A 13348-nucleotide genomic window follows, 5' to 3' on the forward strand; every position below is an offset into this window, starting at 1 on the left:
AGGCCGTCTACAGAGTTTGCATGAATTCATGCAAGACGACAGCTTGATTATGCTCTTCGTCTTTCGCGCCATATAAGAGCGTTAGTCGCCCACCTCTTGCCTTGGCGGTCGCGATCAAATCCTTCAGTGCTGGCTTGTTACCTTCCAACTCTTCGCGATATTTTATCTGAAAATCATTCCATTTCGCCGGATCATGGCAGAACCATTTGCGAAGATTGGCGGTCGGGGCAATATCTTTGGCCCAAAGATCTATATCCGCCTTCTCCTTTGTCATACCGCGCGGCCAAACACGATCCACGAGTACACGGTAGCCATCGTTCGGTGAAGGAGCTTCATAAATACGCTTCAAGCCAATCGTCGTCATAGGAATGGTTCCTCAATGCCTCACCAACACATATGGCGAATGGAACGGCTTCGACAAGGCGACATTTCTGTTCTGGCGAACAAAGAGAAAAGCCGTGGCTGTCAGACATTGAATATCCGACAGCCACGGCTTTTACTGGCTCAAGCAAAGACGGTCGCAACCGCCTTTTTCGTCGCGGCAACAACCTTGTCTGCTTCTTCACGCGTCAAGCAGAGTGGTGGAGCAAATCCGAGAATATCGCCTTCAGGCATAGCGCGAGCGATAACGCCGTTGGCAAGAAGTGCCGTTGAAACCTGTGCGCCGATCTTCAGCGAAGGATCGAAGAATTTGCGGTCGTCGCGATCTCCCACGAATTCGATTGCCGCCATCAGACCTTCGCCGCGAATTTCGCCGACATGCTTGTGATCGCCAAGAGCATCCTGCAGTGCCTTGCGGAAATAGGCGCCTGTGGAGCCGGCATTTTCAACCAGTTTCAACTCGTCGATGAGCTTGAGATTGGCTACGCCTGCTGCAGCGCAGATCGGATGGGCAGAATAGGTCCAGCCATGGCCAATTGGCCCCATCTTGTCTGATCCCTGAACCAGCACCTGCCACATGCGGTCCGATACAATCGAGCCGGAAAGCGGTGCATAGGCCGAGGTTAATCCCTTGGCGATGGTAATCAGATCTGGCTTCATGCCGTAATGGTCGGAACCAAACATGCTGCCGAGACGGCCGAAGCCGGTAACGACCTCATCGGCAACGAGCAGAATATCGTAGCGATCAAGAACAGCCTGAATCTTCTGCCAGTAACCAGCCGGTGGCGGCACAATGCCCCCCGTACCCAGAACCGGCTCACCAATAAAGGCAGCAATCGTATCCGGACCTTCAGCAAGGATCATTTCTTCGAGCTTGTCGGCGCAATGTTGCGAAAACTGCTCTTCGCTCATCGAGCGGTCCGCGCGACGGAAATAATAAGGGGATTCAGTATGCAAGATCGGAGCGCGCGGCAGATCGAATGCATTATGGAAGGTTGCAAGACCCGTCATGCTTCCCGTCATCACGCCCGAACCATGATATCCGCGCCATCGAGAAATGATCTTCTTCTTTTCCGGGCGGCCAAGAATATTGTTGTAATACCAGATCAGCTTGATGTTGGTTTCGTTGGCATCCGAACCGGACAGACCAAAATAGACGCGGCTCATATGGTCTGGTGCACGGTCGATGATCATCTTGGCAAGCGTGATCGACACTTCAGTGCCATGACCGACATAGGCATGATAATAGGCAAGTTTGCGCGCCTGTTCTGCAATCGCATCCGCAATTTCTGTGCGGCCATAACCAACATTGACGCAATAAAGACCCGCGAAGGCATCAAGGCTCTTCCGACCATTCACGTCGGCAATATACACGCCCTCGCCGCCTTCCAGCACGCGCGTTGGCGTTTCACCACGGGCATGCATCCCCATATGCGTGGACGGATGAAAGAAATGATCCCGATCCCAAGCGGTCAGTTCATTGCTATTATTCAACATGGTTGTGTTCCTTTCCTGTCGCCACGCTTTCACGCGGCGGTATCGATGCAGAGATACTTGAGTTCGGTGAAGGCTTCGATGCCCTGATGGGAGCCTTCGCGGCCAAGACCGGATTGCTTCCAGCCGCCGAAAGGGATCGGTGCGCCGGTAATTTTTGCGCGGTTGATGGCTACCATTCCATATTCGAGTGCGCGCCCCATACGGAGCTGTCGGGCGCCATTCGCCGTTACGACATAGGCAACGAGACCATATTGTGTGGCATTGGCGCGGGCGATGACTTCGTCCTCATCGTCAAAAACCGTGACGGCAGCTACCGGTCCGAATGTCTCTTCGTGCATAATCGCCGCATCGTCAGGCACATCGACCAGCAATGTCGGTTCAAAGAAAAGCGAATTCTCTCTCAGCCGGTTGCCGCCGACGAGTATCTTACTGCCTCGCTTTTCAGCGTCCCGCACGTGCTCTTCGACCTTGTCCACCGCCCGGCTGTGCATCAGAGGCCCAATCTCCACCGTCGGATTAATCCCATTGCCGACCTTCAGCGCCTCAATGCGCACAGCAAAAGCCTTTGTGAACGCTTTCAGGATACCGCGCTGAACAAAGATACGGTTTGCAGCAAGGCAATCCTGACCAGAGGTCGCAAATTTGGCGGCCATAGCAACATCGACCGCCCGCTCGATATCGGCATCATCGAAGATGATTAAAGGTGCATGTCCGCCAAGCTCCATGACAAGCCGCTTCATCGTGTTCGCACATTTGGTGGCAATCAGCCTGCCGATGTCCGTAGAACCGGTGAAGCTCAGCGCCCGTACACGCTCGTCGCGGCACAATACATCGACGATAGGCGCGGCTTTGCCCGTCACCACATTGAATATGCCCGCAGGCATTCCCGCACGTTCGGCCAGTTCGGCGAGGGCGAATGCAGAAAGCGGTGTTTCAGAAGACGGATGCACGACGACCGGGCAACCGGCGGCAATCGCTGCAGCCGCCTTGCGGGTGATCATGGCATGCGGAAAATTCCATGGCGTTACAAGTGCTACGACACCCAACGCCTCGCGGCGCACGAGCATCTCGGCATTTGGGAGATGGCTCGCTATGGTTTCGCCGTTAAGACGCTTGGCCTCTTCTGCAAACCATTCGATGAAAGATGCGCCATAGTCGATTTCGCCGCGCGATTCCGCCAGCGGCTTGCCCTGCTCCAGCGTCATCAGCAATGCGAGATCTTCGCGATTTGCCGTGACCAGCTCGAACCAACGCCGCAAGACCGCGGATCGTTCCTGGGGCAGCTTATCACGCCAGGCCGAAAAGGCCTTTACTGCCGCATCGATCGCGAGCGTCGTCTCAGCTTCGCCAAGACTAGCCACACGGGCAAGCCGTTGACCCGTTGCAGGATCGAGAACAGGGAAGGTTTCGGCCTTTTGTCCCGCAAACCAGCGTCCATCAATATAGCCAAGCTCGCGAAAAAGATGCTTATCGCGAAGCCTGCCAAGCCCATCATGTTGTATCGGATGATCCAGAACGGCATTCATTGTTCTTCTCCCAATTCAGGAAGAAGTTTGTCACAGGATAGCTCTGGATTCGGACCAAAGGCAGCCCGACGAACATGCGAATTGGACTAAATTTAAAAGCAAGACAGCCTGTTTGGGCTAGTCCGCGACTTCCTTGAACAGCGACAAAGGTGCGCTCGCTTTCTCGTCCTTGACCAGCTTGGTCACGATATAGGTGAAGTAGCGTTCTATGCCGATATTCTGGTCCAGAAGACGGTCAATCAGACGCTGATAGCCATCAATATCGCGCGCCACGATCATCAGAAAATAGTCCACCCCACCGCCAACCGACCAGCAGGACACGATTTCGGGTACTACTGTGACGGCTCTTTCGAACCGGTCAAAATCGCTTTGACGATGATTGCCCAGAGTGATCTGCACAATGACATTCGCGATGGGAGCAATTTTACGGTAGGCGATGCGTGCATGATAGCCCGTGACAATCCCCGCCTCTTCCAGCTTGCGCAGTCGTAGCCAGCAGGGTGTCGCAGAAAGCCCGACCTTCTCCGCCAAGGCAAGCTTGGTGATCCGCGCATTCTCCTGAACGGCTTCGAGAATACGCAAATCGACGGCGTCGAGCTTCAAGGCGGCTTTCATTCTGTTGATCCAGCATCTGCAAACATTCCAGTTCTCATTGGCACGCGCCTGCGCCGCTGACAAGGCTCCAACATCGAAAAGTCGTGACAGATCAAAATTGTAATGATCCAATATAATTATTGACATGATCCTATAGGTCTTTCACACATAGAGCCAAGAACAAAAAATCAAACATATGGGGAACGAGGATGCGGCCTTACGGTTTCGCACGTGGTGTATTATTGCGCCCTCAATTTGCTCGCCTGCAGCGAAGACGTGCTTTGCTTGGTGCGGCGCTCCCCATTGTCACGCCGCTTTGAACGGCGGTGCGGATGTCGGGAAGTGTGTCGCAAATGATCAGTCTCAACGAAATAGAGCAAGCCCAAGACAGGCTGAATGGTCATGTCCAAAGAACACCGCTGATCCACTCCGAAAGTCTCAGCAGGCGATCAGGCGCGCCGGTTTTTCTCAAGCTTGAAAACCGACAACCAACGGGTAGTTTCAAGCTTCGCGGTGCAACAAATGCCGTTCTCAGCCTGTCCGAAAATGAACGCAAGCAGGGACTCGTGACCGCGTCTACCGGCAATCATGGGCGCGCGTTGGCTCATGCGGCGTCCATGCAAAGGTTGACCGCCACAATCTGTCTTTCATCGCTTGTACCGCGCAATAAGGTCGAGGCAATCCGCGATCTTGGTGCGGATGTGCGCATCGTTGGGAACTCACAGGACGATGCGATGGAAGAAGTCGTGCGACTTGTGCGTGATGAAAGCATGAATGCCATCCCACCATTCGACGATCCGCGCATCATTGCCGGACAGGGAACGATGGGATTGGAAATTGTCAAAGACCTCCCTGAACTGGACACCGTGCTTGTTCCGCTTTCTGGTGGTGGACTTGCCGCCGGAGTGGCTGCAGCAGTGAAAGCAAAACGCTCACTAGCGCGGGTAATTGGAATTTCCATGCGCCGCGGCGCGGCGATGCAAGCGAGCCTTGAAGCGGGCAGACCAGTCAATGTTGAGGAACAGGATACGCTGGCAGATTCCCTCGGTGGTGGCATAGGCCTCGATAACCGTTGGACTTTTGAGATGTGCCGCTCGCTGCTGGACGACGTGATCCTGCTGGACGAGGAAGAGATCGCAGCAGGCATCCGCCATGCGGCGCGGCTGGAAAGCGAGATTATTGAGGGCGCGGCAGCTGTTGGTATTGCCGCCTTGCTTGCTGGAAAAATCAAGCCGACAGGACCGACCGTCATCATAGTCTCAGGTGGCAATATCGATCCTGAACAACACCGCGCAATCATGGAAGACCGCTATCGGAGGGCAGGCTGATGGCTGAAATGCGAATTCTGACCGAAGCTGATCTGCGACAGATCATAGCCCTCGAACTTGAAAGCGTGGCGTGCGTGGAGGATGCTTTCCGGGCACTCGCGAGTAGCGGTGTCAGCATGCCGCCCATTCTTCGGTTGGATATCCCCGCAGAACGTGGCGAAGTCGATGTGAAGACGGCCTATATTCCCGGGATAGACAGCTTTGCCATCAAAGTAAGTCCCGGCTTCTTCAATAATCCTTCCATCGGCTTACCATCCACCAATGGGCTGATGATCCAGTTTTCGGCAAAGACAGGGCTTATCGAAGCATTGTTGCTGGATAATGGCTATCTGACCGATGTGCGTACAGCGGCTGCCGGTGCTGTCGCAGCAAAATATCTGGCGCGGGAAAATGCCCGTGTCGCCACCATCATCGGTGCGGGCATGCAGGCTGGAATGCAGCTTGAAGCGCTGACGCTCGTGCGCCCCATCACCGAGGCGCGGATTTGGGCACGCAACTTCGATAGCGCGAAAAAAGCCGCGCAAAACTTCACCCAAAAGCTCGGAATACCGGTGACGGCGATTGCAGATGCAAAGGAAGCTTGTGATGGCACTGACATCATCGTCACGACCACGCCATCGGAAACGCCACTCATAAAGGCTGAATGGCTTGCACCCGGTCAGCACGTTACTGCTATGGGATCGGATGCCGAACATAAGAACGAGATCGACCCCACCCTTTTCCAGCGATCAATCATCTATGTCGCTGACAGCCTCTCCCAGACACGCAGGCTTGGCGAACTGCACCACGCAATTTCGGCTGGGATTGTTGCAGCGGATACTGTCTTTCCAGAACTGGGCCAGATCGTTCTCAATGCCCCCACATTCCAGCGGAAGGCAGAGGACATAACCTTCTGCGACCTCACGGGCACCGGGGTTCAGGATACTGCAATCGCCCGTCTTGCGACGGAGCGCGCCAGCCTGCGCGACGCAGGCACGAAAATTGATTCAACCAAAACTGCAGGAGCCAGTCGATGAGTGTGGAACTCAACTTCACCCGCGCGGAATATGATGAGCGGATAGCCAAAACCCGTCGCGCCATGGAGAAGGCAGGCTTCGATGTCATCATCGTCACAGACCCGTCCAACATGCACTGGCTTACCGGTTATGATGGCTGGTCCTTCTATGTCCATCAATGCGTTGTGCTTTCGATGGAAGGCGAACCGATCTGGTATGGTCGTGGTCAGGATGGCAACGGTGCTAAACGCACCGCGTGGATCAGCCATGACAACATTATCGGCTATCCCGACCATTACGTGCAATCGCTGGAACGCCACCCGATGGACCTTCTGGCCTCAATCCTTGAGGAAAAGGGATGGGGTAACAAGACGATAGCCGTCGAGTTCGACAATTACTGGTACACTGCTGCGGCCCACCATGCTCTGCAGAAGCATCTGCCCAATGCACAGTTCAAAGATGCGCAAGGTCTCGTCAACTGGCAGCGGGCGGTGAAGAGTTCAACCGAGATCGGCTATATGCGCAAAGCCGGTCGCATCGTGGAAGCCATGCACCAGCGCATCGTCGATAAAATCGAGCCGGGCATGCGTAAATGCGATCTGGTTGCCGAAATCTACGATGCAGGCACGCGCGGCGTTGACGATTTCGGCGGCGATTATCCTGCCATCGTGCCACTGCTGCCTTCTGGACCTGATGCCTCCGCCCCGCATCTCACCTGGAATGATCTACCGATGAAGACCGGAGAAGGTACTTTCTTCGAAATCGCCGGCTGCTATAAGCGTTATCATTGCCCACTGTCGCGGACTGTATTTCTCGGCAAGCCGACGCAGGCTTTTCTTGATGCAGAAAAAGCAACGCTCGAAGGTATGGAAGCGGGACTTTCTGCTGCTCGCCCCGGCAACACGTGCGAAGATATCGCCAACGGCTTCTTCGCTGTGCTGAAGAAATACGGGATCATCAAGGACAACCGCACCGGCTATTCAATCGGTCTGTCCTATCCGCCGGATTGGGGCGAGCGCACCATGAGCCTGCGCCCCGGCGATCACACCGAGTTGCAGCCCGGGATGACCTTCCATTTCATGACAGGTCTCTGGCTGGAAACCATGGGGCTGGAGATCACCGAGAGCGTCGTGATCACCGAAACCGGCGTCGAATGCCTGTCGAATGTGCCACGCAAGCTCGTGGTCAAGGATTAGGACGCTGCGATGATGCTTAGCTCGCCTCCATCACGTCCCTCCCCGATCACGCCGACTGTCGATCTTGACCGCGACGGCGTACAGCACGGGCATTTGCGGCTGCCTTGGTCCAGAGACGATTCCGCCTGGGGATCGCTGATGCTGCCCATCTGCGTCATTCGCAATGGCGATGGACCCACAGCCCTTCTTACGGGTGGCAATCACGGCGATGAATATGAGGGGCCGGTTGCACTCTACGATCTAGCCGCCAATCTGAAACCAGCTGAGATCAACGGACGCGTTATCATTGTTCCTGCAATGAATTTCCCGGCCTTCATGGCCGGAACACGCACATCGCCGATAGATAAAGGCAATCTCAATCGTAGTTTCCCCGGCCGCCCGGATGGCACGGTAACTGAAAAGATCGCCGATTATTTCACCCGCTATCTGCTGCCCACAGCCGATATCGTCATGGATTTTCATTCCGGCGGACGAACACTCGATTTCCTGCCCTATGCCGCAGCACATGCCCTGCCCGATGCAACTCAGGAAGCCCAATGCTTTGCTGCCGTCAAAGCATTCTCCGCCCCCTTTTCCATGCGAATGATCGAGATCGATGCTGTAGGCATGTACGACACGACCGCTGAGGAAGCCGGGAAGGTGTTTGTGACGACCGAGCTTTCCGGCGGTGGCACGATTTCAGCACGATCGGCAGCAATCGCCAAGCGTGGCATTCGCAACCTATTGCGCCACGCTGGCATTTTGCATGGTGATGTGGAGTATTCGCCCACTACATGGCTCGATATGCCATCGCAGGAATGCTTCGGCTTTGCCGATACCGAGGGGTTGCTTGAACCTTTGGTCGATCTTGGCGCGGAAATACGCAAAGGCGACCTCATTGCCCGCGTTCATAATGTGGCGTGCACCGGCGTGGCTCCGCAAGAGTACCGCGCGGCACTCGACGGAATTCTCGCGGCACGGCACTTTCCGGGTCTCATCAAGATGGGTGATTGCCTTTCGGTCATCGCCACGATCAGCGAGGAGCCGTCTTCGTCTTAAATCAATCAGTACCGACCAATTGAAAAGCCGGACCAAAAACAACCGGCATCCATAAAGAGGAGTGAACACCATGCGCATGAAACTTCATACGATTTCCGCTCTGCTTTCCGCGGCAGCATTTGCAGCTCTTACAATCCCGTCACAGGCCGTCACCATTGACGATCTGAAAAGCGCAGGGTTTGTGCGAGGAGCGACCGCCAACGAAGTGCCCTATGGTTATATGGACGCGAGTGGCGCAGCCAAAGGCATCGGCCCAGACGTTGCCGCAGCAATCTTCAAAAAACTCGGAATTGAAGAAGTCGATTGGACTGTTACGCCTTTCGGCTCGCTTATTCCCGGATTGAAGGCCAAACGCTTTGAGTTTGTCGCCGCCGAGCAGAATGTTTTGCCCGACCGCTGCAAACAGGTTCAGTTCACGGTCGCCAATTCCAGCTACGGTGAAGGTCTCCTGGTGCCAAAAGGCAATCCAAAAAACATTCATTCCTATGATGACATCAAGAAAGATCCGTCTCTGAAAGTCGCAATTGTTTCGGGTGCCGATCAGATCGATTTCCTGCATGGAATGGGTATCGATGAATCGCAGATCGTCATGATTCAGGGCAATGCTGACGCTCCATCCACGGTTCAGACTGGTCGTGCGGATGCCTACGCCGCTACAGAGCTGACAGTGGCCAAGCTCGTTGAAAATTCGCCACAACTGGAACAGGCACATCCGTTTACCGACCCGGTTGTGGATGGCAAGTCCGCGCGCAGTTTTGGCGCTTTCAGCTTCCGTCCGGAGGACAAGGAATTCTACGACGCCTTCAACAAGGAACTCATCGAGTTCAAGAAGACCGATGACTACAAGAAAATCCTGATGACCTATGGGCTTAGCGAAGAGAGCGTCGAAGCGGCGCGGACTGTTGATACAGCCAGCCTCTGCAACGCAAAATAACGCTTTTGTCGCCCGCCGTGCCATGATGATTGGTTCGGCGGGCCTTGTCTCATCTCTATCGGGAGAAGACCATATGCACTGGACGGAGTATCTTCCCGCCCTTTTCAAAGGCGCACAAATCACCGTCGTTCTTGCCCTCAGTTCGATGGCTATCGGCACTCTGCTGGCGTTCGCAGCCGGTATTGCCCGTTTTGCGGGTGGGCCGATCCTTTCCACGATTGCGGTGATCTATATCGAGATATTCCGGGGTACTTCACTGCTCGTGCAATTGTTCTGGCTCTATTACGCCCTGCCATTGATCGGCATTTCATTCGATCCGATCACGACCGGCATTATGGGGCTTGGCCTTAACATTGGTGCTTATGGTGCTGAGGTCGTGCGTGGTGCCTTGCAGGCCGTTCCTGAAGCGCAACATGAAGCCGCAAGAGCCCTCAACTTCAGCAGAGGCCACACATTGTTTCACATTGTCCTGCCACAGGCGGTTGTCGAGATGATGCCGGCTTTCGGCAATCTGGCTATTCATAATCTGAAAGATACAGCACTCGCCTCGCTTATCGCCATCAGCGATCTCACTTTCCAGGCCCAGCGTTTGCGCAATCTGACGCTGGACAATGTAACGATCTACTCACTGACATTACTCGGCTATTTTGCAATGGCTCTGGTGCTCGCCTCCGCTATTCGCTGGCTTGAGCGACGACTGAAACGCCAGACAATGGCAGGAGGTTTCGCATGATCTACGGCTATGCATGGGACACCTCGTCCACGCTTTCCTTTGCGATTTCTATTCTGCCAATTTTGGCAATTGGTCTGACGGTAACCCTGAAAGCGGCAGCCACCGGCTTTGCTATTGCATTGGTGCTCGGCCTTGTCTTTGCGCTTCTGCGCCGCAGCCCATACAAAATCATATCCTGGCCGACTGTGGTCGTTGTGGAGTTTCTGCGCGATACGCCGCTGCTGGTACAGTTGTTTTTCCTGTATTACGTGCTGCCTGTCTATGGCATTGTTCTGCCCGCATTCCTGACCGGCGCTCTGGCGCTTGGCCTTCAATATTCGGCCTATACGTCGGAGGTTTACCGCGGAGGTATAGAGGCCATTCCGCGCGGACAATGGGAAGCAGCGCGCGCCCTGAACCTTACGCCATGGCGCACTTATCGCGACATTGTCATTCCGCAAGCCATACCCCGGATCATCCCGGCTATGGGCAATTACCTCGTCTCGATGCTGAAGGAGACCCCGGTTCTGTCTGTCGTCAGTATCGTCGACATGCTGAACCTCGCCAATCTGATCGGCGACCGCACCTTCGAATATCTGGTGCCGCTGTCGATGGTTGGCCTGATCTTCCTCATCCTGACACTTATCTGCTCGGCGCTCATACGCCTGCTCGAACGCACACTTCCAAAGAACGGGATCGCTCTCAAATGACCCAGGAAATTATCCGCTTTCAGGACGTAGCCAAGCGTTTCGGCGCACTGACTGTGCTGGATCAATTCAATTTCTCGGTCAAGACAGGCGAGAAAGTAACACTGATCGGCCCATCAGGATCGGGAAAATCGACGGTGCTCCGTATTCTCATGACACTGGAGCCGTTTCAGGAGGGTACGCTCGAACTCGCAGATATGTCCTATCACCAACCAAACGGCAAAGGACAGTTTCGGGCGAGCGAAGCCCACTTGCGTAGAATCAGATCGCATGTCGGTATGGTGTTCCAGAGCTTCAACCTGTTTCCGCACATGTCTGTGCTGCGCAATATCATCGAAGCGCCAGTACACGTTCTCGGTATGAAGCGGGACGAAGCCGAGGCACGTGCACTCGATCTTCTCGCTCTTGTCGGCCTGACAGACAAGAAAGATCACTACCCTTCACAGCTGTCAGGTGGCCAGCAGCAGCGCGTTGCGATTGCGCGTTCATTGGCTATGCGTCCGCGTGTTCTACTCTTTGACGAGCCTACATCGGCACTTGATCCGCAACTTGTCGGCGAAGTTCTGGCGGTCATTCGCAGTCTGGCACAAGAACATGATCTGACAATGCTCCTCGTCACCCATGAGATGCGCTTTGCACGCGAAGTGTCTGATCGTGTCTGTTTTTTCGACAAGGGACGCATCTGCGAACAGGGCACGCCCGAACAGATATTCCAGTCTCCGACCGAAGAGCGGACGAAAGAGTTTCTGCAGTCAGTTCTATAGCGCTCAGGCTATAGAACTGACATCATAGACCGGCGGCAGTTGCGCGAAGGTTTCGCGAATAGTTTCAAGAGCTGTCTGCAAGGCAGATCGCGAAAGCCTTCCGCCGAGGCAAATGCGGATGCCCCCATCCCCCCGCTCACCGCCCGCCACGAACGGATCAGAAGGTGTGACAGCAACGCCTTTGCTTGCCAGAGCACGGACCAGACCATCCTCCGACCAGTTGCGCGGGATCTTCAACCACGCACAAAGCGACAGCGGATTGCTGCCTGCAATGTGCGGTTCAAGAATATCGGCTACCAATGTCTGCCTTGAACGCAATTCGCTACGCTGAATATCCAGAAGCCCGGTCGCCGTTCCGTCCTCGATCCAGCGGCTGGCCATCTCTGCAACGAGATTAACGCCGCTCCAGCTCGTGACGCGCAAAATCGACGTTACGCGGATGGAATAATGCGCAGGCACCACAAGATAGCCTGTCCGCAAGCCGGTCATAACCGTCTTGGTGAAGCTGGTTACGAAGAAGCCCAGTTCTGGCAGCAGTTCCGGCATTGATGGCAGAGGCTCTTCAAGGATCGGCTTATAGACTTCATCCTCGATGACACAAACGCCGTATCGCCGGGCAATATCCGCAACAGCAATGCGCCTTTCAGCGCCCATCAAATGACTGGTCGGATTGCCAAGTGTCGGGATGAGCACCAACGCCCTTACATCTCCCGCCTTACATGCAATTTCAAAAGCATCGGGCAGAATACCTTCTCTATCCGTCGGCAGCGCACGCAGCGTGAAGCCAAGCACATTGGCAAGACCAATGATTCCATGGTCGGTCAGGCTTTCCGTCAGTACCACCTCTCCCGGCTGGACGACAGCAGCGACGGCAAGAAACAAGCCATGAGCAGCGCCATTCGTAATGATGATCCGGCCCGGATCGACATCCACGGAAAGACCACGCAACCAGTCCCGCGCGACAGCACGATGCCGATCCAGCCCCGCAATCGGACGGCAAGGGCGCATGAAGCTCGCATTGTCCGACTGGCTCATTTCCTCCAGCAGACGACGCGATGCATTCTCGTGGGCTTCTGTATAGACGGCGCGAATGATCGACAGATCCGCCGTCCCGCTCGGATCCCGATCAAGCATGAAGCGATCAGCCCGCTCCGTCACCCGGTTACAAACATAGGTTCCCCGGCCGACTTCGCCGCGCAAATAGCCGCGCCGCTCGGCTTCCTTGTAGCTGATACTGACCGTCTGTACCGAAAGCCCGAGTTTGTGTGCCAGATCGCGATGGGTCGGCATACGCGTGGCGGGCAAAAGAACACCCTTCTCGATGTCGTCGACAATTTTATCTGTCAAAAGCCTATGCTTGGTGACGCCCTTGCGCATTTCCAACATGGGTTCCCACATGCGTCTACCAACTCCATCATGACATATCCAGAATTGTCCTATTATACTGAAATTTATTCATGACAATCTAGTCAAAACAGCGTTCAAGGAGAAGTTCTTATCGCTGGCAATGACAAGCACCGAGACGATGGAAAGCATGCCTCAGCGAGTACGTGCGGAGCGCAATAAAAACCGTTCGAAATGGTATCTGAAAATATCGATTCAACATCATAAAAGATGACAAGTCCGTTAAAACAAGCTATTGATAGATAAAGCGAATTCTAGCTTTTTCCCGTACA

Annotated in this window: 13 protein-coding genes; 8 read left to right on the plus strand and 5 right to left on the minus strand. The window is 54.7% G+C overall.

Annotation, left to right across the window (positions count from 1 at the left end; genetic code table 11):
* Nucleotides 1-7: 7 nt before the first annotated feature.
* The 4 genes from FG152_RS14235 to FG152_RS14250 all read right to left on the minus strand — a co-directional run bounded on the left by FG152_RS14235 (nucleotide 8) and on the right by FG152_RS14250 (nucleotide 4007).
* Nucleotides 8-364, minus strand: a complete 357-nt coding sequence (locus tag FG152_RS14235) for a DUF488 domain-containing protein (protein WP_010658672.1) — start codon at nucleotides 362-364, stop codon at nucleotides 8-10.
* 140 nt (nucleotides 365-504) lie between these two features.
* Nucleotides 505-1878, minus strand: coding sequence for an aspartate aminotransferase family protein (locus tag FG152_RS14240; RefSeq protein ID WP_010658671.1), 1374 nt, complete (start codon nucleotides 1876-1878; stop codon nucleotides 505-507).
* Between the two features lie 29 nt (nucleotides 1879-1907).
* Entirely contained in the window at nucleotides 1908-3404 is a 1497-nt protein-coding gene (locus FG152_RS14245; RefSeq protein WP_010658670.1) for an NAD-dependent succinate-semialdehyde dehydrogenase, read from the minus strand.
* A gap of 117 nt (nucleotides 3405-3521) precedes the next feature.
* The gene (locus FG152_RS14250) at nucleotides 3522-4007 is read right to left on the minus strand and encodes an Lrp/AsnC family transcriptional regulator (protein WP_029375938.1); all 486 of its coding nucleotides are present in this window, start codon (nucleotides 4005-4007) and stop codon (nucleotides 3522-3524) included.
* A 344-nt stretch (nucleotides 4008-4351) separates the two neighbouring features.
* Here FG152_RS14250 and eutB point away from each other — a divergent pair, with 344 nt between their 5' ends.
* The 8 genes from eutB (at nucleotide 4352) to ehuA (ending at nucleotide 11672) form a co-directional block, all read left to right on the plus strand.
* Entirely contained in the window at nucleotides 4352-5326 is a 975-nt protein-coding gene (gene eutB, locus FG152_RS14255; RefSeq protein ID WP_010658668.1) for a hydroxyectoine utilization dehydratase EutB, read from the plus strand.
* Nucleotides 5326-6342: a cyclodeaminase gene (locus FG152_RS14260; protein WP_010658667.1), complete on the plus strand. Its 1017-nt coding sequence runs from the start codon at nucleotides 5326-5328 to the stop codon at nucleotides 6340-6342. Before eutB ends, FG152_RS14260 begins: the two co-directional genes overlap by 1 nt.
* On the plus strand, nucleotides 6339-7517 hold the full coding sequence (doeA, locus tag FG152_RS14265) for an ectoine hydrolase DoeA (RefSeq protein ID WP_010658666.1): 1179 nt from the start codon (nucleotides 6339-6341) through the stop codon (nucleotides 7515-7517). The genes FG152_RS14260 and doeA overlap by 4 nt, the downstream gene beginning before the upstream one ends.
* Before the next feature lie 9 nt (nucleotides 7518-7526).
* Nucleotides 7527-8555, plus strand: coding sequence for a N(2)-acetyl-L-2,4-diaminobutanoate deacetylase DoeB (gene doeB, locus FG152_RS14270; protein WP_029375937.1), 1029 nt, complete (start codon nucleotides 7527-7529; stop codon nucleotides 8553-8555).
* A 70-nt stretch (nucleotides 8556-8625) separates the two neighbouring features.
* The gene (gene ehuB, locus FG152_RS14275; protein WP_010658664.1) at nucleotides 8626-9489 is read left to right on the plus strand and encodes an ectoine/hydroxyectoine ABC transporter substrate-binding protein EhuB; all 864 of its coding nucleotides are present in this window, start codon (nucleotides 8626-8628) and stop codon (nucleotides 9487-9489) included.
* A gap of 73 nt (nucleotides 9490-9562) precedes the next feature.
* The gene (ehuC, locus tag FG152_RS14280; RefSeq protein ID WP_010658663.1) at nucleotides 9563-10222 is read left to right on the plus strand and encodes an ectoine/hydroxyectoine ABC transporter permease subunit EhuC; all 660 of its coding nucleotides are present in this window, start codon (nucleotides 9563-9565) and stop codon (nucleotides 10220-10222) included.
* Complete coding sequence (gene ehuD / locus FG152_RS14285) at nucleotides 10219-10911, plus strand: ectoine/hydroxyectoine ABC transporter permease subunit EhuD (RefSeq protein WP_010658662.1); 693 nt, start codon at nucleotides 10219-10221, stop codon at nucleotides 10909-10911. Before ehuC ends, ehuD begins: the two co-directional genes overlap by 4 nt.
* The gene (gene ehuA / locus FG152_RS14290) at nucleotides 10908-11672 is read left to right on the plus strand and encodes an ectoine/hydroxyectoine ABC transporter ATP-binding protein EhuA (RefSeq protein WP_010658661.1); all 765 of its coding nucleotides are present in this window, start codon (nucleotides 10908-10910) and stop codon (nucleotides 11670-11672) included. Before ehuD ends, ehuA begins: the two co-directional genes overlap by 4 nt.
* 3 nt (nucleotides 11673-11675) lie before the next feature.
* Here the strand turns inward: ehuA and ehuR are convergent, their stop codons facing one another.
* A complete protein-coding gene (ehuR, locus tag FG152_RS14295) occupies nucleotides 11676-13070 on the minus strand; it encodes a MocR-like ectoine utilization transcription factor EhuR (RefSeq protein ID WP_010658660.1) in 1395 nt (464 codons plus the stop codon).
* Nucleotides 13071-13348: the final 278 nt, after the last annotated feature.

Source organism: Ochrobactrum sp. XJ1 (genome assembly GCF_024701725.1).
GTDB classification, from domain to species: domain Bacteria; phylum Pseudomonadota; class Alphaproteobacteria; order Rhizobiales; family Rhizobiaceae; genus Brucella; species Brucella anthropi.

What these genes read in the sequence shown, in the direction of transcription:
- FG152_RS14235 (WP_010658672.1), bottom strand. Translation starts at nt 364, where the DNA reads ATGACGACGATTGGCTTGAAGCGTATTTATGAAGCTCCTTCACCGAAC.
- FG152_RS14240 (WP_010658671.1), bottom strand. Translation starts at nt 1,878, where the DNA reads ATGTTGAATAATAGCAATGAACTGACCGCTTGGGATCGGGATCATTTC.
- FG152_RS14245 (WP_010658670.1), bottom strand. Translation starts at nt 3,404, where the DNA reads ATGAATGCCGTTCTGGATCATCCGATACAACATGATGGGCTTGGCAGG.
- eutB (WP_010658668.1), top strand. Translation starts at nt 4,352, where the DNA reads ATGATCAGTCTCAACGAAATAGAGCAAGCCCAAGACAGGCTGAATGGT.
- FG152_RS14260 (WP_010658667.1), top strand. Translation starts at nt 5,326, where the DNA reads ATGGCTGAAATGCGAATTCTGACCGAAGCTGATCTGCGACAGATCATA.
- doeA (WP_010658666.1), top strand. Translation starts at nt 6,339, where the DNA reads ATGAGTGTGGAACTCAACTTCACCCGCGCGGAATATGATGAGCGGATA.
- doeB (WP_029375937.1), top strand. Translation starts at nt 7,527, where the DNA reads ATGATGCTTAGCTCGCCTCCATCACGTCCCTCCCCGATCACGCCGACT.
- ehuB (WP_010658664.1), top strand. Translation starts at nt 8,626, where the DNA reads ATGCGCATGAAACTTCATACGATTTCCGCTCTGCTTTCCGCGGCAGCA.
- ehuC (WP_010658663.1), top strand. Translation starts at nt 9,563, where the DNA reads ATGCACTGGACGGAGTATCTTCCCGCCCTTTTCAAAGGCGCACAAATC.
- ehuD (WP_010658662.1), top strand. Translation starts at nt 10,219, where the DNA reads ATGATCTACGGCTATGCATGGGACACCTCGTCCACGCTTTCCTTTGCG.
- ehuA (WP_010658661.1), top strand. Translation starts at nt 10,908, where the DNA reads ATGACCCAGGAAATTATCCGCTTTCAGGACGTAGCCAAGCGTTTCGGC.
- ehuR (WP_010658660.1), bottom strand. Translation starts at nt 13,070, where the DNA reads ATGTGGGAACCCATGTTGGAAATGCGCAAGGGCGTCACCAAGCATAGG.